This window comes from Prevotella sp. Sow4_E9_plate, assembly GCF_052116205.1.
Classification (GTDB): Bacteria; Bacteroidota; Bacteroidia; order Bacteroidales; family Bacteroidaceae; genus Prevotella.
The window spans coordinates 67,100-84,724 of sequence record NZ_JBQKLN010000012.1 but is presented as its reverse complement, the minus strand read 5'-3'; the positions used below and the strand labels follow the sequence as shown (position 1 = coordinate 84,724).

At 46.8% G+C, this 17,625-nt stretch carries 20 protein-coding genes; all 20 read left to right on the top strand.

Annotated elements, in window-relative coordinates:
• Positions 1-32: 32 nt before the first annotated feature.
• Positions 33-1,571 (top strand): N-6 DNA methylase, encoded by a 1,539-nt coding sequence (locus ACTQ53_RS06825; RefSeq protein WP_441932535.1) that lies wholly within the window; start codon positions 33-35, stop codon positions 1,569-1,571.
• Positions 1,568-2,719: a restriction endonuclease subunit S gene (locus ACTQ53_RS06820; protein ID WP_441932534.1), complete on the top strand. Its 1,152-nt coding sequence runs from the start codon at positions 1,568-1,570 to the stop codon at positions 2,717-2,719. Before ACTQ53_RS06825 ends, ACTQ53_RS06820 begins: the two co-directional genes overlap by 4 nt.
• 87 nt (positions 2,720-2,806) lie before the next feature.
• Positions 2,807-6,151: a type I restriction endonuclease subunit R gene (locus ACTQ53_RS06815; RefSeq protein WP_441932533.1), complete on the top strand. Its 3,345-nt coding sequence runs from the start codon at positions 2,807-2,809 to the stop codon at positions 6,149-6,151.
• A gap of 114 nt (positions 6,152-6,265) precedes the next feature.
• Entirely contained in the window at positions 6,266-7,312 is a 1,047-nt protein-coding gene (locus ACTQ53_RS06810) for a PDDEXK nuclease domain-containing protein (protein ID WP_441932532.1), read from the top strand.
• Between the two features lie 70 nt (positions 7,313-7,382).
• Positions 7,383-8,183: a YqiA/YcfP family alpha/beta fold hydrolase gene (locus ACTQ53_RS06805; protein ID WP_441932531.1), complete on the top strand. Its 801-nt coding sequence runs from the start codon at positions 7,383-7,385 to the stop codon at positions 8,181-8,183.
• Between the two features lie 2 nt (positions 8,184-8,185).
• A complete protein-coding gene (gene trxA, locus ACTQ53_RS06800; RefSeq protein ID WP_117588276.1) occupies positions 8,186-8,485 on the top strand; it encodes a thioredoxin in 300 nt (99 codons plus the stop codon).
• A gap of 4 nt (positions 8,486-8,489) precedes the next feature.
• Positions 8,490-8,786, top strand: coding sequence for a nitrous oxide-stimulated promoter family protein (locus ACTQ53_RS06795; protein ID WP_118086277.1), 297 nt, complete (start codon positions 8,490-8,492; stop codon positions 8,784-8,786).
• Between the two features lie 16 nt (positions 8,787-8,802).
• Complete coding sequence (locus ACTQ53_RS06790) at positions 8,803-9,438, top strand: HAD-IA family hydrolase (RefSeq protein WP_441932530.1); 636 nt, start codon at positions 8,803-8,805, stop codon at positions 9,436-9,438.
• Positions 9,439-9,442: 4 nt separating this feature from the next.
• Positions 9,443-9,820: a YccF domain-containing protein gene (locus ACTQ53_RS06785; RefSeq protein WP_006846501.1), complete on the top strand. Its 378-nt coding sequence runs from the start codon at positions 9,443-9,445 to the stop codon at positions 9,818-9,820.
• A 66-nt stretch (positions 9,821-9,886) separates the two neighbouring features.
• Positions 9,887-10,450: a flavin reductase family protein gene (locus ACTQ53_RS06780; protein ID WP_441932529.1), complete on the top strand. Its 564-nt coding sequence runs from the start codon at positions 9,887-9,889 to the stop codon at positions 10,448-10,450.
• A gap of 28 nt (positions 10,451-10,478) precedes the next feature.
• A complete protein-coding gene (locus ACTQ53_RS06775) occupies positions 10,479-11,519 on the top strand; it encodes a winged helix DNA-binding domain-containing protein (RefSeq protein ID WP_441932528.1) in 1,041 nt (346 codons plus the stop codon).
• Positions 11,520-11,759 carry a hypothetical protein gene (locus ACTQ53_RS06770; protein WP_441932527.1) on the top strand — a complete coding sequence of 80 codons (240 nt, stop codon included), beginning with the start codon at positions 11,520-11,522 and terminating at the stop codon, positions 11,757-11,759.
• Positions 11,760-12,500 (top strand): YczE/YyaS/YitT family protein, encoded by a 741-nt coding sequence (locus ACTQ53_RS06765; RefSeq protein WP_441932526.1) that lies wholly within the window; start codon positions 11,760-11,762, stop codon positions 12,498-12,500.
• Between the two features lie 41 nt (positions 12,501-12,541).
• A complete protein-coding gene (locus ACTQ53_RS06760) occupies positions 12,542-13,210 on the top strand; it encodes an AlkZ-related protein (RefSeq protein WP_295346816.1) in 669 nt (222 codons plus the stop codon).
• A 2-nt stretch (positions 13,211-13,212) separates the two neighbouring features.
• On the top strand, positions 13,213-13,893 hold the full coding sequence (locus ACTQ53_RS06755) for a DNA alkylation repair protein (RefSeq protein WP_441932525.1): 681 nt from the start codon (positions 13,213-13,215) through the stop codon (positions 13,891-13,893).
• Between the two features lie 194 nt (positions 13,894-14,087).
• The gene (locus ACTQ53_RS06750; RefSeq protein WP_294972514.1) at positions 14,088-14,243 is read left to right on the top strand and encodes a DUF1294 domain-containing protein; all 156 of its coding nucleotides are present in this window, start codon (positions 14,088-14,090) and stop codon (positions 14,241-14,243) included.
• A gap of 87 nt (positions 14,244-14,330) precedes the next feature.
• Positions 14,331-14,846, top strand: a complete 516-nt coding sequence (locus ACTQ53_RS06745) for a GNAT family N-acetyltransferase (RefSeq protein ID WP_294972516.1) — start codon at positions 14,331-14,333, stop codon at positions 14,844-14,846.
• Positions 14,847-14,940: 94 nt separating this feature from the next.
• Positions 14,941-15,831 carry a helix-turn-helix domain-containing protein gene (locus tag ACTQ53_RS06740; RefSeq protein WP_441932524.1) on the top strand — a complete coding sequence of 297 codons (891 nt, stop codon included), beginning with the start codon at positions 14,941-14,943 and terminating at the stop codon, positions 15,829-15,831.
• A gap of 101 nt (positions 15,832-15,932) precedes the next feature.
• Positions 15,933-16,742, top strand: a complete 810-nt coding sequence (locus tag ACTQ53_RS06735; protein WP_441932523.1) for a carboxymuconolactone decarboxylase family protein — start codon at positions 15,933-15,935, stop codon at positions 16,740-16,742.
• A gap of 356 nt (positions 16,743-17,098) precedes the next feature.
• Positions 17,099-17,536 carry a PepSY-like domain-containing protein gene (locus ACTQ53_RS06730; protein WP_441932522.1) on the top strand — a complete coding sequence of 146 codons (438 nt, stop codon included), beginning with the start codon at positions 17,099-17,101 and terminating at the stop codon, positions 17,534-17,536.
• Positions 17,537-17,625 lie beyond the last annotated feature (89 nt).

The window sequence follows — 17,625 nt, the reverse complement described above, 5'->3', positions numbered from 1 at the left end:
TTATTACCTTTGCCTTAAAAATCAATAATAGTATGATAACAGGAGAAATCAAAAACAAGATAGACCAGATATGGGACACCTTCTTTGTGGCAGGTATTACCAACCCAATCACCGTATTGGAACAGATGACCTACATCTTCTTCATGAAGATGCTCGACGACAAGCAGCTCCAGGAAGAGGAAAACGCACGCGACTTTGACGGCGAAGTGCAGAACCCTACCTTCCCCGAAGGGCAGCTCTGGATTAACCCCGACGCTACCTCCGACGAGGAGAAGGCTGGAATCCCTTACGAAAGCCTGCGCTGGCACGTGTTCAAGAACCTGGGCGCCGACAATATGTTCAAGGTGGTAAGACAGCATGTGTTCGAATTCATCAAGCACATCGGCACGGGCGAAGAAAGCGCCTACAGCCGCTACATGAAGTCGGCTATCTTCCTGATTCCCAACGCCCGAACCCTCACCAAGGTAATCGACGGCGTGGATTCTCTCGATATGAACAACCGTGACGCGATGGGCGACGTCTATGAATACATCCTGGGCAAGATGGCGGCAAGCGGCACCAACGGACAGTTCCGCACCCCCCGACACATCATCCGCATGATTGTGGAGATGATGCAGCCTACCCCGGCGGATTACATCTGCGACCCAGCCATGGGATCGGCAGGATTCCTCGTAGAAGCCGTGAAATACATCAAGGAGAATTACGAGACCATCCTCTATGCCGGAGAACAGGTGCAACACATGAAGACCTCGATGATCAATGGCTACGATACCGACCAGACCATGCTGCGCATCGGAGCCATGAACCTGCTGCTGCACGACATTACTGCCCCGGAACTTGCCTGGCGCGATTCGCTCTCTGAGCAGAACGAAGACCAGAACTGCTACTCGCTCATCATGGCGAACCCGCCGTTTGCGGGCAGTCTCGACAAGGGCAATGTGAACAAGAAGATTCTTGCCTACGCCAACACCAGCAAGACCGAGCTGCTGTTCCTGGCTCAGTTTGTCCGCTCCCTGGAGTTGGGCGGCCGCTGCGCCAGCATCGTTCCCGATGGAGTACTTTTCGGAACTTCCAGGGCGCACGTGGCTATCCGCAAGGAGATAGTTGACAACCAGCAGTTGCGTGCCGTCATTTCCATGCCTAGTGGCGTGTTCAAGCCATACGCCGGAGTTTCTACCGCCGTTCTTGTGTTCAGCAAGACCAACTGTGGTGGAACGGACAAGGTATGGTTTTATGATATGAAGGCTGATGGATATTCGCTCGATGACAAGCGTACGCCGATAGCTGACAATGATATTCCGGATGTGGTAAACCGCTTCCTGCATCTTGAGTCTGAGGGTTCCCGCACCCGCAAGGACCAGAGCTTCTTCGTACCCGTAGAGGAAATCCGCCAGAACGATTACGACCTCTCTATTAATAAGTATAAGGAGATAGAGCGTGAGAAGGTGGAATACGAGCCAGTAAAAGATATTCTAGTAAGACTGGAAGAGAATGAAGGCAAGTTTCTGAAGGGGTATAGAGATTTGTGCAAGATGCTGGAAGAAGATGAAAAGAAGGAGGAAATGGTATGAGAAAGGGATGGGAATATAAGAAGCTGGGGGAAGTTTGCGACATAACAATGGGACAATCTCCCGACGGAAATAGTATTAATGAGACTAACGGAGTTGAATTTCATCAAGGCAAAACATGTTTTGGCGACCGCTTTCTCGGCGTTTCGCCTTTATATAGTAATGCCCCAACAAAACTTGCTGAAGCGCATAGTGTGCTATTGTGTGTAAGAGCACCAGTTGGTTATCCTAACATAACCGATAGAAAAATATGTATTGGCAGAGGACTTTGTGCGTTATACGCAAAACGGGAAATTGACAATACTTTTCTTTATTATTCATTATTAGGAAAACAATCATATTTTGAAAAAAATGCAACTGGCTCAACATTTAAAGCCATTTCGTCTAAGACAGTGTCAAATACTACACTTTCAATTCCACCCAAATCCACTCAGCTTGCGATAGTTTCCGAACTTGACAAGATAAACGAGTTGATTCGTTTGAAGAAGGAGCAACTTAAAGATTTCGGCAATCTCGCTCAAAGCCTCTTCTATGAGATGTTTGGAGACCCAGTGGAGAATGAAAAGGGATGGGATGTGAAGAAGCTGGATAATGTGTGTAATATAACATCAAGCAAAAGAATTTTTGCGGACGAATATACAAACACAGGAATTCCCTTTTACAGAAGTAAAGAAGTTATAGAACGTAGCAAGGGGCTTCCTATTTCAGTTGAACTTTTCATCTCAGAAGAAAGATATAACGAAATTAAAGAAAAATTTGGAGTCCCGAAGATAGGAGATATTCTGATTACAGCAGTTGGTACTATTGGAAAGATTTGGGCTATAGACACAGACAATAAATTTTATTTTAAAGATGGAAATCTTGTTTGGTTAAAAGATATAGATAATCAACTAGCCAATTCATGTTTCTTTCGAAGATTGCTTGAATATCTTATTGAAGAATACAAAAAGACGAATGCAAATGGTGCTGCATATAATGCTTTAACTATAGCAAAACTAAAATTGATGTCGTGTCCTCTCCCACCCCTCCCTCTCCAGCGTCTCTTTGCCCAGCGCATAGAGCAAATCGAGCGAGAGAAATCGGAGGTTCAGAAGTCCATCCAGGATCTCGAAACCCTGCTGGCTTCCCGCATGCAATACTGGTTCGAATAGAAGTTGAAGGCGGCTTTGTATTGCCCGGTATTTGAAGGCTTTTGCCCACAAAAAAAATAACAATAACAATTAAAAATAAAAACGACAATGAAGAATTTTGACTTTATCAAAAAGCTGGAAGAGGAGATTCCTGCCTTCCACCAGCTCCACGCATACTGCGATAAGGCAGAAATCTTTCAGAAGGCATTCCCCGAAGAGAGTGCCGCCAATGCACGCAAGGCACTGGAATGGCTCGTAAAAAACCATCTGGCGATGGCTAACGTTACCCTCGCCCCGCACGAAACCTTGAACAATATGCTCAAACGCCCACAGATAGATGCTTTCATCAACGAAGACTGGGAGTTTGAACAGAACATGCGCATGGTAAAGAAAATAGGCAACTACGCTGCTCATACCGGAGCCCAGCAGGTAAAGGCAAACGATGCTTTCATCTGTCTGAGAGCCCTCTTCTATGTGGCAACCGGTTTCCTCTACCGCTGGCAGGCAATCCGCAAAATGCTTGCCTTCGATGCTACGCTCATCCCGCAGGACTTCACCCAGATTCATGCATCAGACAATTCCGAGCCAACCGTATCTCCCGACCTCACAGACCATGTTTCTTCCGAGGCTATCAATCACCCGGAACCTCCAAAATCTCAGCCTTCGGAATCGCTTGAAAGCGAAGCCATTACCCGCCAATGCCTCATCGACTACATGCTGAACGAGGCAGGTTGGGAAATCCTCCACGTAAAGGGCGACATCCAGGGCGGAAAGGCTGCCATCGAGGTAAAGATAGAGGGAATGAACAAGCAATTCCACCCTTCGGGCATCGGCTACGCCGACTACGTGCTCTTTAGCAAGGGCAGCAAGCCGCTGGCGGTGATAGAAGCCAAAAGCACCATCCACAGCCCGGAAACCGGACGCAAGCAGGCAATAGAGTATGCAGATTGCCTGGAGAAGAAATATGGTGTAAGACCGGTAATTTATTACACCAACGGATACACTACCAAGGTGATTGACGGCATGGACTATCCCGACCGGGAGGTTATCTCCTTCCATAGCCACGACGACCTGGAACAACTGATTCAGAAACGGAGTCGTGCCGACATTACCAAACTGACGATAGACGACGAAATCACCAACCGCCCCTATCAGAAAACAGCCATCAAGAGTCTGGTGGAATGGCTCAACAGGAAGCATCGCCGTGGACTGCTCGTGCTGGCTACCGGTACGGGCAAGACGCGCGTGAGCATCTCGCTCTGCAAACTGCTGGACAACAACAACTGGATCAAGAGAGTACTCTTCCTTGCCGACCGCACGGAACTGGTGAAGCAGGCACGCAAGAACTTTGAAAAATACTTACATAGCCAGACCATGACCAGTCTCTCGGACGAAACAGAACCCAACAAGTCTGCCCGCTTCGTATTCTCCACCTATCAGACGATGATCAACTACATCAACGCCGAGCCAGTGGAGTTCTCCATCGGTCATTTCGACCTCATCATCATCGACGAGGCGCATCGCAGCGTGTTCGGCAAATACGGCGCCATCTTCCAGTATTTCGACTCCCTGCTCATCGGTCTCACCGCCACCCCTCGTGCCGAGATAGACAAGAATACCTTCCTGCTGCTGGAACTGGAGAATGAGCCTAACTTTGAATACACCTATGATGAAGCCATCGCCGACGGCTATCTCTGTCCGTACCGACTGAAGAAATGCAACTCGAAGATGATCAACCGGGGCATCAGATACGACGATCTGAGCCCGGAGCAGCGGGAGCAGCTGGAGAAGGTATGGGAGTATGAGAAGGCAATGAAGGGCATTCCGGAGGACGAGGAATATCATCGGGATATTCAGGGCAACGAGATATTCAACTACCTGATCAATGACGACACCATCGACAACGTGCTGTCAGAACTGATGACAAACGGACAGAAGGTACATAGTGGCGAGGACGTGGGCAAGACCATCATCTTTGCCTACAACCACAAGCATGCGGAGCGCATCGTGGAGCGTTTCCGCCATCTCTATCCCGAGCGTGGCGCTGACTACTGCCAGCTGATAGACAACCAGGTGAAGAACCACTCTGCCCTCATCGCCGACTTCGAGGTAGAAGACAAGATGCCGCAGATAGCCGTATCGGTGGACATGCTCGACACGGGAATTGATGTGCCTGAGATTCTGAACCTTGTATTCTTCAAGATCATCAAGTCGAAGATAAAATTTGAGCAGATGATAGGTAGAGGAACCCGTCTCTGCAAGGACCTTTTCGGCCCGGGCGAAGACAAGAAGGAATTCTACATCTTCGACTGGTGCGGAAATTTCGATTTCTTCTCGAAGCAGGGCGACGACATTCATCCATCCGACAGCAAATCGCTCACCGACCGGCTCTTCTGCCTGCGCCTGGATATTGCCAAGGAGCTGCAGAGCGCCGAGCATCAGGAGAAGGAATTTGACAAGCAGCTGCATGATGAGCTGAAGACCCTGCTCCATCAGCAGGTGGCAGCCATCGGCAAGGAGCGCAAGGAGGCTCGCCCATGGCTGAACATCATTGAGCCTTACAGAAACAAGGAGAAATGGACCTGCCTGTCGGAGATAGAAGTGCAGCAGCTCAAGGAGATAGGCAATCTGATTAAAGTGGATAAGGATGACGAGGAAGCCAAGCGCTTCGACATCGTGATGCTCCACATCATGCTTTCGCATATCGATACGACCAAGCGTGCAGGCCAGTTGCGCAAGACGGTAACGGTTATTGCTTCCATCCTGGAGAAGAAGGCTTCCATTCCGGCTGTGATGGAGCACATCGACACCATCCGTGAGGTTCAGACCCCGATATTCTGGGAAAATGAGTCGCTGGATGCGCTGGAGCATGTGCGCAGGGAACTGAGAGGACTGGTTCATCTGCTGAAGGAGCAGCGTGGCGGCAAGAAGTTTATCATCGACATAGAAGACACCTACACCAAAGTGGAAGGTGGCGAGGATGAGGTGATCAAGACCAGCTACAAGCAGCGTGTAATCGACTATCTGGCAGAGAACAGCAACAACGATACACTGCGCAAGATTCAGCATTTCGAGCAGCTGACCTCTGCCGACATAGAGGAGCTGGAGCGCATCTTCTTCGAGGAGCTGGGCACCCGGAATGAGTACGACGAGCTTACCGAGGGCCATCCGTACAAGAACAATGTGGCTGCGTTTATCCGTGTAATCAACGGCATAGACCGCCAGAAGGCGCTTCAGATCTATCAGCAGTTCATAGAGGGTTACAACCTCACTTCAGACCAGGAGATCTATCTGAAGAACATCCTGGATTACATCAGCATGAACGGCGACATAGAAACCCGCAACTTCCTGGAGTATCCGCTGAAAGATCTGAAATGGCGCGAAACCTTCGGCGACACGTTTGTGAATCTCAAGGATTTCATCAAGCAGATGCACCGGGTGATTATTGCGTAAGGGGCAGGAATCTGGTCGTTCCGGTCATTAAGGTCAAGGTCATTAAGGTCATTAAGGATTTCGGAAAACAAAGGTTCCTCAAGATGGGCCAAAGATAAATGAAAAAATATATAGATGGAAAAGAATATTATAAATATAGATGCACATGTCATAGATGATATCAGAACCATCATCACAAGGGCAAGAAACAGGGCGTATCAATCTATCAACGAAACCCTGATACGCTCAAACTGGGAAATTGGCAAACGTATTGTTGAAGAAGAGCAGCTTGGCAAGCAGCGTGCAGATTATGGAATACAGCTCATCAAGTCCATATCTCAGCAGTTGACGACTGAGTTCGGCTCCGGCTATGGTGTTCGTAACCTTGCCTATTTCAAGCAATTATACCAATATTTCCCTGATTGGGAGATTTTGCACGCGCGCGTGCAAAATCTTACTTGGACTCATCTAAAGAGTATTCTAAGAGTTACAGATGCAGAAGCTCGTCTATGGTATTTAAAGGAATCGTCAGAGCAAATGTGGAGCACAAGAACCCTCGACCGCAATGTTGCCTCACAATACTATTATCGACTCCTGCAAACCAGCAATGAGCACAAAGATGAGGTAGAGAACGAGATGAAAGCCCTTACAAAAGGATACGCAGACTCACCTGCCATGTTCATCAAGTCGCCAATGGTGACAGAATTCTTGGGCTTATCCCGAGACATGAGCTTCTCGGAAAGCGAACTGGAGAGTGCCATCATCACCCATCTTCAGAAGTTTCTGATGGAGATGGGCAAAGGCTATGCATTCGTAGAGCGACAGCAGCACATCATCACCGATACCCAGGACTACTACATAGACCTGGTATTCTACAATTACCTGATGAAATGTTTTGTACTGATCGACCTGAAGACAACCAAGATCACCCATCAGGACGTAGGCCAAATGGATATGTATGTAAGAATGTATGATGAACTGAAGCGCACGGAAGGCGACAATCCGACCATCGGCATACTTCTTTGTTCGGAAACCAGCCAGGACATTGCAAGATTTTCCATCCTGCACGACAGCAAGCAATTATTTGCTTCAAAATATCTCACCTATCTTCCTACAGAACAGCAACTTAAGGAAGAAATAGAAAAGCAGAAAGAAATATTTAGATTACAACATATAAGATAAGCTAGTACCCCCAAATATCTCTGCTACAAGATAATAGACACAAAGTAAACAAGACATTGAAGATTTGAGCATGAAGAAGATATTATTCCTACACGGATTCTTCGCCACGGGCAGTTGTCCGATGGCGAGAGCCTTGAAAGAGGCGTTTGAGGGGACGGCGGTGGTGCTGACTCCCGATCTGCCATTGCACCCCAAGGAGGCACTGAAGGAGATTCGCTCCATCATCGACCGGGAGCAGCCCGACTTGCTTCTGGGCAACAGCTGCGGCTCTTTCCTCGCTCAGATGCTGGCTCCGGTGGTGGGCATTCCTGCCCTGCTCGGCAATCCGTATTTCATGATGACGGAGTTTCTGAAGGAGCGAATCGGCGAGCATGAATACAAGGCGCCGAGAAGGGACGGAAATCAACGGCTGGTGATTGACGAGGCGCTGATAGAGGAGTTTGCGGAGCTGGAAGCCGTGCAGTTTGACCATTGCAACCCCTATTATAAGAATCGTGTGTGGGGACTTTTTGGTGAGCAGGACACCCTGGCTCACTTCTCCCCTCTCTTCCTGGAGCACTACAACCAAGCCTTCCATTTCCCTGGCGGTCACACGCCTACAGAGCAGGAGGTGAAGACATGGTACGCTCCCCTCGCCCAGAAAATGCTGATGGAGTTTTCGGCAAAGGAAGAAAGATATTTCCAGCACTTCAAGGGCGGTAAATACAAGTTCATCCATTCTGCCTTCGACTCCGAGACTCAGGAGCGCATGGTGGTTTATCAGGCTCTCTATGGAGACCAAGCCTATTGGGTAAGACCAGAAAAGATGTTCTTCGGGAAAGTTACGAGGGACGGCAGAACTTTCAATCGTTTCACAGAAATAGATAAATAATTATGGAAACATTTAATAACGTAATAAACAGTGGCCAGCTTGTTCTGGTAGATTTCTTTGCTACATGGTGCCAACCTTGCAAGGCGATGCACCCCATTCTGGAGCAGGTGAAGAGTGTATTGGGCGACCGCATCCGAATCATCAAGGTGGATGTGGACAAGTACGGCGTAACAGCAAGCCAATACCGCATCCAATCCGTGCCTACACTCATGCTCTTCCGGAACGGAGAAGTATTGTGGCGCACAAGCGGTGTGGTAGATAAAGCCGAACTGCTGGCTACGCTTGATCCATTCTTGACATAAAAAGATGAAAAGAATAAAGGAAGAACAGCGAGTTGTGGAGCAGATGATACGTTTGTACTGCAGAAAGAAGGAGGGCAACAAGGAATTATGTCCTGGGTGTCAAGAGTTGCTACAGTACGCTACTGCAAGACTGGAACGCTGTAAGTTTGGCGAAAACAAGCCTACTTGCAAGAAGTGTCCCATCCACTGCTATCGCCCTCAGATGAAAGAACGAATGTGCAAAGTGATGCGCTGGGCTGGGCCGAGAATGATTTTATATCACCCGGTTGCCGCCATCAAGCATGTCATGAGAGAATTGTAACAACAGGAAAATGAGCATGAAACAGATAGAAACTCTCGTTTTTGATTATGGAGGTGTCATCGTGAACATTGATGATGCCTCTGTTGTAAAAGCCATGGAGAGCCTGGGCGTTACGGCGTTCAAGCGACTAATCCATGTCCGCAAGATCAAGCGACTGATGCACCAATATATTAATGGTCTGGTAGCGGAAGCAGAAACTTTGCAGGAGATGCTGAGCCTTTGCCGCAAAGGAACCTCTACCGAGGATATTGAAAAAGTACTCGAAGAACTGTGTGGTAATCTGCCCGTAGAAAGACTGGAGGCATTGGTCAAGCTTCGGAAGCAATATAAGGTCTATCTACTCAGCAACATCAACGATACGCTTTGGCAGAAATCAGTTAGTCAGATGAATCAGCTGGGATATTCCACGGACGAGCTGTTTGATGAAGTGTTCCTCTCATACGCCATGCGAAAGGATAAGCCATCTATCGAAATCTATGAAGAGATGACGCAGAAGACTGGATTGAATCCTGCCACCACCCTTTATTTCGATGACCGCACAGAGAATGCCGAGGCAGGCAAGCGTTTTGGTTTCCAGAGTGTACTGGTAAAGACCAATTATCTGGAAGAACATCAGGAATGGCAAGAAATTAACAAGAATATAAAAGAATAATCTTATGCGCATAATAGGAAACTTACTTTGGTGGCTCTTCGGAGGTCTCGAAGCTGCCATCGGTTATTTCACCGGAAGTCTGGCTCTTGCATGTACCATCATCGGCATTCCCTTTGCGATACAGACATTCAAGATTGGTCTGCTCTGCCTATGGCCTTTTGGTTCTACGGTAAGAGAATCGAATAGTCCAACTGGTTGCATTCGCATCCCGCTGAATTTACTCTGGCTGATTTTCGGAGGATTGTGGGCTTGCCTCATGCATCTGTTCTTCGGCTTTCTCTTATGTATCACCATCATCGGCATTCCTTGGGGTAAACAGCATTTCAAGATGGCCGGGCTTTCGCTCGCACCATTCGGCAAGGATGTGGAGTTAGGATTTTAAAGTGATACAGATTGCGCTGATGACGTATTTACACATGAAATAATAACAATATAAAGTACGAATTATATGAAAAGTTTTGCACCAAAGCCGTGGTTTGCACCACAGCCAGTGCTGATTATCGGCACATATAATAAGAATGGAGTTGCCAACGCAATGAACGCTGCCTGGGCAGGACAGTGGGACATGAAGGAGATTATGATCTCGATGGGAAATCACGTCACCACAGACAACCTGAAGCTTGGCGGCGAGTTTACCGTTGCCTTCGCTACCAAGAAAACCATGGTGGCTTCTGATTTCGTGGGCATTGTTTCTGCCAAGAACGACCCGAAGAAGATGGAGAAGACTGGATGGAGCATCGAGAAGGCGACTATGGTCAACGCTCCTGTGTTCACCGATTTCCCGATGACTCTGGAGTGCCGCATCAAGGAGAAGTATGACGAAAGCGAAACCGGCTATTATCTCGTTGCCGAAATCGTCAATATTCTTGTGGATGAAAAGTATCTGGCAGAAGACGGAAATCCAGACATGGAGAAGATGGAACTGATTGTCTTCGACCCTATTCATCATAGCTATATCCAACTGGGCGAGAAAGTCGGCAACGCTTTCTCCGACGGCAAGGCTTTGAAATAATCAACGTAATTTTAACGACTCAGAAACAATGAATCCAATAGCAATACGCCTGCTTTCGCAGCAGCTCATCTGCCCTCAATTTGATACTCCCCAAAAGGTGGTGTCTCATTTTGGAGCCATGCAAGCCCAGGATTACCGGATGGTAAGATGGGCGGTGATGATGCGTACTCGCAAACCATCTTCCATCGCATTCAAGAATGCATACGATGAGGGTGAGATAGTCCGTCTTCACCTGCTGCGTGGCACTTGGCAACTGGTTTCAAATGAAGTCTATTGGTGGATGCTGGACCTGATTTCACCTAAGGCAACTTCTGTTGTAAAAGGATGGATGAAGAGTAATAAAATCAGCATCGATGATTCTGAGTTCAATCTGATTCACGAGATATTTGTTCAAAAAACCGATGAGATGCAGTCTGTAACAAGCAAAGACCTGAACGAGGCTTTGCTCGAAAAGGGCATCATCATGGACAAACATCGCCTATCCTACCACATTCGCTTTAACGAATTGAACGGTACTTTCTGCAGCGGCAATCTTCTTCCTGCAAAGGCAACATACAGTCTCACGGAAAAGAAGGTTCCAAGAACAGCCAGGCTGGAACGTGATGAAATGCTGATGCTTCTGGCAAGAAAATATTTTCAGAGCCATTCGCCAGCCACATTCGAAGATTATGTCTGGTGGTCAGGACTGAGCACTTCTGATTGCCAACGAGGCATTGAGTTGCTTGGTTCAGAACTGAGGGTTGAAAAATGGAAAGACTATCAGTTCTACCTGCATGAATCATGTCGAACACGTGGATTCAGAAGAGGAAAGACTCATCTGATAGCTCCCTTTGATGAATATCTGATTGGTTATAAAAGCCGGGAATTAGTAATCCATCCACATCAAATGCCGTCTGCATACACTAATAATGGCATTTTCTTTCCTGTTATCGCCCATGATGGCAGAATTTGCGGCAACTGGAATCCTTGGGAGAAAAATCTCAACATCAGTTACTTTGATTCGACAGAAAAAGATTTGTCATTTGAGAAGCAATGGAAAATATTTAATGGAACGATAAAGAAGAAATAAATGACTATTGATACAACAAACCTCTGCTCGCATCTTCAAAAGAAGTTGTTTGAACCTGAGGGAGTATATTATCCTATCTGGCAAGCCATGCAGAACGATGAGGAGTTGACTGCCGTGGTTCGCTCACGACAGCTTCATATCTATCGTAACGGCAAGAAGATTCTCATTCTCGCTGGCAAGGCTCAGCCGAAGATTATCAGAGAGGATAAACTGAACGAATTGACTAAGAAAATAATATAAATGATTAAGAAAGAAGAAGTTATATCTTTTGTATGGCAGCATATTCTGCTGCTCGTTTCGCTCTATGTAATGACTTTCGGAGTCGCAGCATGTGTGCGAAGTCAGTTAGGTTCAAGCGTTATTTCCACCATCCCTTACGTGATGGCTTCGGCAGGAAAGATGCTTGATTACATCCCAGGATGGACTATCGGCGGCTACACCATCATGATGAATGCGATCTTCGTGGTGCTGCAGATTCTGATTCTGAGAAGAAACTTCGAGTGGGTGCAACTCTTCCAGATCGCTATCGGCTTTATCTTCGGAATGTTCATAGACCTCAATATGGTGCTTACACAGTGGATGGTTTCAGAAAATATCCTGGTCAATGCCCTTGTGCAGATTGCCGGTTGCACCATCCTCGGTTTCGGAATTGCCATGGAGGTGAAGTGCGGCTCAGTAACCATGCCTGGCGAGGGCATTTCCATCGCCATTCACAAGGTTACCGGCTGGCCTTTCCCTAAAGCCAAGATTCGGGTGGACATCACGCTCGTGGTCTTGGCCGTCTTGTTCTGTTTCCTGCTTCTCGGTTCATGGAAATGGGAGATCGTGGGCATCGGAACGCTCTACGCCATGGTCTATGTAGGTGTTACAGTTCGCCTATTCAACAAACATCTTGCATGGTTCGACCGCCTGCTCCACTATCGTCCAGGTTGCCGAAGATATGTTTACGGACTAGCACGATACATAAGAAGACAGATGTAACGTCAAGATTATTTAAGTTCAACGGATAAAAATAGATGAACATGAATTTTCCAGAAATATATTCAGCAACAGGCATGATGGAGCTGATTCAGAAAATCGGCTTCCTCCCTCTCCTTGATAGCGGCATTGAAGGCTTCTCTGCCGAAGACATTGTAGCCGAAGACTGCGGTTACGTAAGACTTCCTGAAGGCGGCTGGGACTGGCCGCTTTGGAAATGGAAGGGCGAGATTGTGCAGGAAATGCCATGTATGTACGGAAAGTTCTTCAACAAGAAAGCAGGATTCATCAGCCAAGAATGGTGGCCTGACTTCTGCAACTACAGAAGAAGCAAATACCCCCGTCCGGATGAAGAATCGATAGAAGGAGCCATTCTCAGTACGCTTCAATCATCGGGCAGTCTCATCACGAGAGAACTTCGGGCAGCCTGCGGTTTCACGGGCAAGGGAATGAGAAGCAAGTTTGACGGTTATCTCACCCGACTGGAAATGGCAACTTACATCGTGACCGAAGATTTCATCTATCCTCGTGACAAGCACAATCATGAATATGGCTGGGGATGGTCGCTGCTCAACACTCCCGAAGATCTCTATGGCAGGGAGGCTTGCCAATGCTATCGCACTCCCCAGGAATCTTATCAGAGGATTTTCAAGCATCTGAAAGAAATCCTGCCTGATGCTTCGGATAAACAGATTATTAAATTAATTGGATAAAAATGACTTCACTTCAAGAAAGACTGTTCGCCATGCAGGATAAGCAGTATGCTGCTTTCCTGGCCAAACTGACACCGGGAGTGCCTGTGGAGAGTTTCATAGGCATTCGTGTGCCTGTGCTTCGCAAGTTCGCAAAAGAATTTACAAAGGAGGCTGAATGCGAGAAATTCCTTCAGCAGCTTCCTCACGAATACTACGATGAGAATATGCTTCACGGACTCCTCGTTTCCGAAGTAAAGGACTACGAGGAATGCATCCGTCTTACAGACAGATTCCTGCCATTCGTGGATAACTGGGCGGTTTGCGACATCATGTCTCCGAAGGTGTTTGCCAAACACAAGGAGGAGCTGTTGGCGAAGATCAAGACTTGGAGTAAATCGTCACACGTTTATACTTGTCGTTTTGGAATAGAGACACTTATGTCTGATTACCTTGATAAAGACTTCAATGCAGAATATCTTAAAATTCCAGCATCAGTAAGGAGCGAAGAGTATTACGTAAAAATGATGGTAGCCTGGTTCTTCGCCACCGCCCTTGCCAAGCAATGGGACCAGGCAATTCCCTACATCGAGCAAAACCGCCTTGCTTTCTGGACGCACAACAAGACCATCCAGAAGTCCATTGAGAGCAACAGAATCACGCCCGAGCAAAAAGAATATCTGCGGACATTGAAGATAAAATAATTATGACACAAGCGACAAATGTTAGGGCCGTTTTCCGGTCATTAAGGTCACGGTCATTAAGGTCATTAAGGATTTCCGGTTATTCAAGATGTTCCCAAGTTGTCCCTCAATGCCTCTCAAGCTTATAAATAAGGTTAAATCAAGTTCGCCCTGCAAACAAAATCCATCCATATAATCACTTTTCTGAATATTTTTTGTATTTTTGCAGCATCGGGGCATGGATGGGAATGAAAGTCTGGCACCATAAGACAATGCACAAGAAATTCAAATTAAAGAACGAAGTATATGAGCATTACAAAGAATGGGATATTTTGGAAGGGCATCAAGCGCCGGATAGGGAAATTCTTTGAGAAGGTACACGAATGTATACTTATCTTTACCGACTGGCTGGGGTAAGTGCACATAGTAAATAAAATGCAAAACATTGATATAATCTGATGGAAACAGAAAGAATTTTACTTCGCCATTGGCAAGAATCGGATGCAGAGGCGCTCTTCAAGTACGCCTCCGACCCTAATGTGGGACCACGAGCAGGATGGCCAGCACATAAGTCTGTAGAGGAAAGTCGTGAGATTATCCGGACTTTCTTCCATAACGATACGACATGGGCAATCATATGGAAAGAGACTGGCGAGGCTATCGGCTGCATCGGCTACTACACCCATGAAACCAGCAACATCCCTATCGGAGAAAACGACTGCGAGGTGGGCTATTGGGTAGGAAAGCCTTATTGGAACAAGGGAATCTGCACCGAAGCCTTGAAGCTGATGCTCGACTACTGCATCAACGAGAAGCATTTCGAAAACATCTGGGCAGACCATTTCACTGGGAATCCAGCTTCTGGAAGAGTTATGGAGAAATGCGGTTTCTCAGACACCGGAATGCTGAACCGATGCAGCCAACTTGTGGGTGGCGACAAGGATATGGTTAAAGTATTTAAGTACAAAGGATAAAAAACTCCTATAAAGGTAATAACTTCCGAAAAATAGGTATAAGCTCTTTGGTAGAATATGCGTATCTTTGCAAAAGTTTAAAATGGATAGAATTATGAAGGAATTATTCTTTAATACAATACAGGAGTTCAACGACTACATTGGGGTAAAAACGCTTCATCCTCTGGTAAGCATTGCACGTGTAGAAAACGCCTCTCCTATAGAGGCGGCTGTTCATCACTACGGACTTTACGCCCTCTTTCTGAAGGAAAACAAGGGCTGCAAATTGTCATACGGCAGAACAGAATATGATTTTGACGAGATGACCGTAACCTCGTTTGCTCCAGGGCAGTCGATTAAGGTTGAACCCATTCCTGGAGTACCGCTTGCAAAATATACGGTATTGGCTTTCCATCCCGAGTTGCTCAACCGCACCCAGCTTGGCAAGAACATCTCCCGCTATGAGTTCTTCGACTATACAAGCAACGAAGCTCTACATCTATCCGCAGCCGAGGTAAACATCTTCCGTGACGTGCTCTCAATGATCAAGCAGGAACTCGAGCATCCTATAGATAGGCATTCGCGTGAACTCATCGTTTCAAACATCGAGTTGCTGCTGAACTACTGCCTGCGCTTCTACGACCGACAGTTTATCACACGCGAGGAGATAAATCATTCGGTGGTAAAGAAGTTCATCTCTCTGCTCGATGAATACATTGCCCATGAAGCAATGCGTGAAGGGCTGCCTACCGTAGCCTACTTTGCCGACAAATGCTGCTATTCTACCAAATATTTCGGTGAATTAGTCAAGACAGAGACTGGCAGAACCGCAAAGAGTCTGATCAACGACCGACTGCTTTCTGCAGCCCGTCAACTACTTGTAGATGAAACCTTAACCATTATGCAAGTCAGCCAGCGCCTCGGCTTTGAATATTCTCAGCACTTCGTCCGCTTTTTCAAGGCACAGACGGGAAAGACTCCAAGCGAGTACCGCAAGACTGCATAAATACAAGGAAGCATATATAGAATAACTGTTATTTTTTACATCGAAGATGTTTTCTGGAGAAGAATTTGAAAATATGGAGAAGAATTTAAAAATATAATACAATGAAGAAAATAGTACAGACAGCAGGGCGCACCCAGCTGGGTGAGTTTGCGCCGGAGTTCGCCCACCTCAACGACGACATTCTCTTCGGAGAAGTATGGAGCCGCAATGACCTGCTTTCATTGCGCGACCGCAGTTTGGTAACAATCACTTCGCTCATCAGCCAAGGAATCACCGACAACTCGCTGAAATATCACTTGCAGTCGGCAAAGAATAACGGAATTACCCGCACGGAAGCGGCAGAGATTATTACTCACATCGCCTTCTACGCAGGTTGGCCAAAGGCCTGGGCTGCCTTCAATCTGGCAAAAGAGGTATGGAACGAAGATGTGAAAGGAGAAGACGCCAAGGCTGCTTTCCAGCGCGAGATGATATTCCCTATTGGCGAACCCAACACCGCTTACGCCAAATACTTCAAAGGCAACAGTTATCTGGCACAAATATCCGACAGTCAGATACCTTTCTTCAATGTTACCTTTGAGCCTGGTTGCCGTAACAACTGGCACACGCACCACGCCACAAAGGACGGCGGACAAATGCTGGTAGGTGTAGCCGGACGTGGCTGGTATCAGGAGGAAGGAAAGCCTGCGCAGGAAATCCTTCCCGGCACAGTCATCCATATTCCTGCCAACGTGAAGCATTGGCATGGTGCCACAAAAGACAGCTGGTTTGCCCACCTCGCCTTTGAAATACCTGGCGAGAACACATCCAACGAGTGGCAGGAAGCTGTGAGCGATGAGGAATATAACAAGACAGAACTTTCGCAAGTAAGCTCCACACACCCTAACAGGGCAGCAGGTGCTGTGGTATAAGTCCGTAATACTGGTTTGCAAGTCCGCTAGGCGTTAGGGAGATACGCAAATCCGCAGGATCGCCTAGCGGACCCTAACGCCACACGAAAGCATCATGGTTTCTACCAAAACCATTTCTTTTGATTTATAAAACTTGAAAAGGTTTATTGCATTAACGAGATTTAACCGTTTGATATTAGATTAAAGATGTAGCAGGAGAAGAGAAATAGAAAGGAAAAAGCGAAAGAAAGAATATCTATTTTAAACCTTTGCGGATGATCTGCGTCTAATTTCTGTATGATGTTCAGATAATGATGTTCAGACATTCATCGCACATAGAAATTATAAACTTTTAAATTTTGTGGTTTATGAAAAGAATGATAAGAATTTTGATGATAGCCATTTGCTGCATGCTATCATGCAATATGACAGCAAATGCAGGCAATGACAAGCCTATCGCCGTTAATGCACTCCCGGTAAAGGCTCAAACCTTACTCAGCAACCATTTCAACAATCAGAAGGTGATGCTTGCTACCATTGAGACGGGGGTTATCAACAAGAGCTATGATGTGGTTCTGCAGAACGGAACCAAGCTGGAATTTGATAAGAAAGGCAATCTCACAGAGATTGACTGCAAGCAGGGAAAAGTGCCAGCCAAGCTGATTCCGCAGGCCATCAGAAACTACCTGAAGGAGAATTATCCTGCGCAAGCGGTAAAGAAGATTGAAATGAACAAGAATGAATACGAAGTGGAATTGGCAAATGGGTTGGATTTAACCTTCAACAAGCATTTCCAGGTAATCGACATAGACTGATGAGACAACCCGATATTGACGGATTGTTTTCAAAAGGTTCACCCGAAAAAATGTGGTGACCTTCATCTGATGAACCCCACCAACTTTCC

Excerpts from the sequence above, each read along its gene's own strand:
- ACTQ53_RS06790 (WP_441932530.1), top strand. The coding sequence starts at position 8,803 with ATGAAACAGATAGAAACTCTCGTTTTTGATTATGGAGGTGTCATCGTG.
- ACTQ53_RS06815 (WP_441932533.1), top strand. The coding sequence starts at position 2,807 with ATGAAGAATTTTGACTTTATCAAAAAGCTGGAAGAGGAGATTCCTGCC.
- ACTQ53_RS06735 (WP_441932523.1), top strand. The coding sequence starts at position 15,933 with ATGAAGAAAATAGTACAGACAGCAGGGCGCACCCAGCTGGGTGAGTTT.
- trxA (WP_117588276.1), top strand. The coding sequence starts at position 8,186 with ATGGAAACATTTAATAACGTAATAAACAGTGGCCAGCTTGTTCTGGTA.
- ACTQ53_RS06770 (WP_441932527.1), top strand. The coding sequence starts at position 11,520 with ATGACTATTGATACAACAAACCTCTGCTCGCATCTTCAAAAGAAGTTG.
- ACTQ53_RS06820 (WP_441932534.1), top strand. The coding sequence starts at position 1,568 with ATGAGAAAGGGATGGGAATATAAGAAGCTGGGGGAAGTTTGCGACATA.
- ACTQ53_RS06740 (WP_441932524.1), top strand. The coding sequence starts at position 14,941 with ATGAAGGAATTATTCTTTAATACAATACAGGAGTTCAACGACTACATT.
- ACTQ53_RS06775 (WP_441932528.1), top strand. The coding sequence starts at position 10,479 with ATGAATCCAATAGCAATACGCCTGCTTTCGCAGCAGCTCATCTGCCCT.
- ACTQ53_RS06795 (WP_118086277.1), top strand. The coding sequence starts at position 8,490 with ATGAAAAGAATAAAGGAAGAACAGCGAGTTGTGGAGCAGATGATACGT.
- ACTQ53_RS06730 (WP_441932522.1), top strand. The coding sequence starts at position 17,099 with ATGATAAGAATTTTGATGATAGCCATTTGCTGCATGCTATCATGCAAT.
- ACTQ53_RS06780 (WP_441932529.1), top strand. The coding sequence starts at position 9,887 with ATGAAAAGTTTTGCACCAAAGCCGTGGTTTGCACCACAGCCAGTGCTG.
- ACTQ53_RS06765 (WP_441932526.1), top strand. The coding sequence starts at position 11,760 with ATGATTAAGAAAGAAGAAGTTATATCTTTTGTATGGCAGCATATTCTG.
- ACTQ53_RS06785 (WP_006846501.1), top strand. The coding sequence starts at position 9,443 with ATGCGCATAATAGGAAACTTACTTTGGTGGCTCTTCGGAGGTCTCGAA.
- ACTQ53_RS06760 (WP_295346816.1), top strand. The coding sequence starts at position 12,542 with ATGAATTTTCCAGAAATATATTCAGCAACAGGCATGATGGAGCTGATT.
- ACTQ53_RS06825 (WP_441932535.1), top strand. The coding sequence starts at position 33 with ATGATAACAGGAGAAATCAAAAACAAGATAGACCAGATATGGGACACC.
- ACTQ53_RS06755 (WP_441932525.1), top strand. The coding sequence starts at position 13,213 with ATGACTTCACTTCAAGAAAGACTGTTCGCCATGCAGGATAAGCAGTAT.
- ACTQ53_RS06810 (WP_441932532.1), top strand. The coding sequence starts at position 6,266 with ATGGAAAAGAATATTATAAATATAGATGCACATGTCATAGATGATATC.
- ACTQ53_RS06805 (WP_441932531.1), top strand. The coding sequence starts at position 7,383 with ATGAAGAAGATATTATTCCTACACGGATTCTTCGCCACGGGCAGTTGT.
- ACTQ53_RS06745 (WP_294972516.1), top strand. The coding sequence starts at position 14,331 with ATGGAAACAGAAAGAATTTTACTTCGCCATTGGCAAGAATCGGATGCA.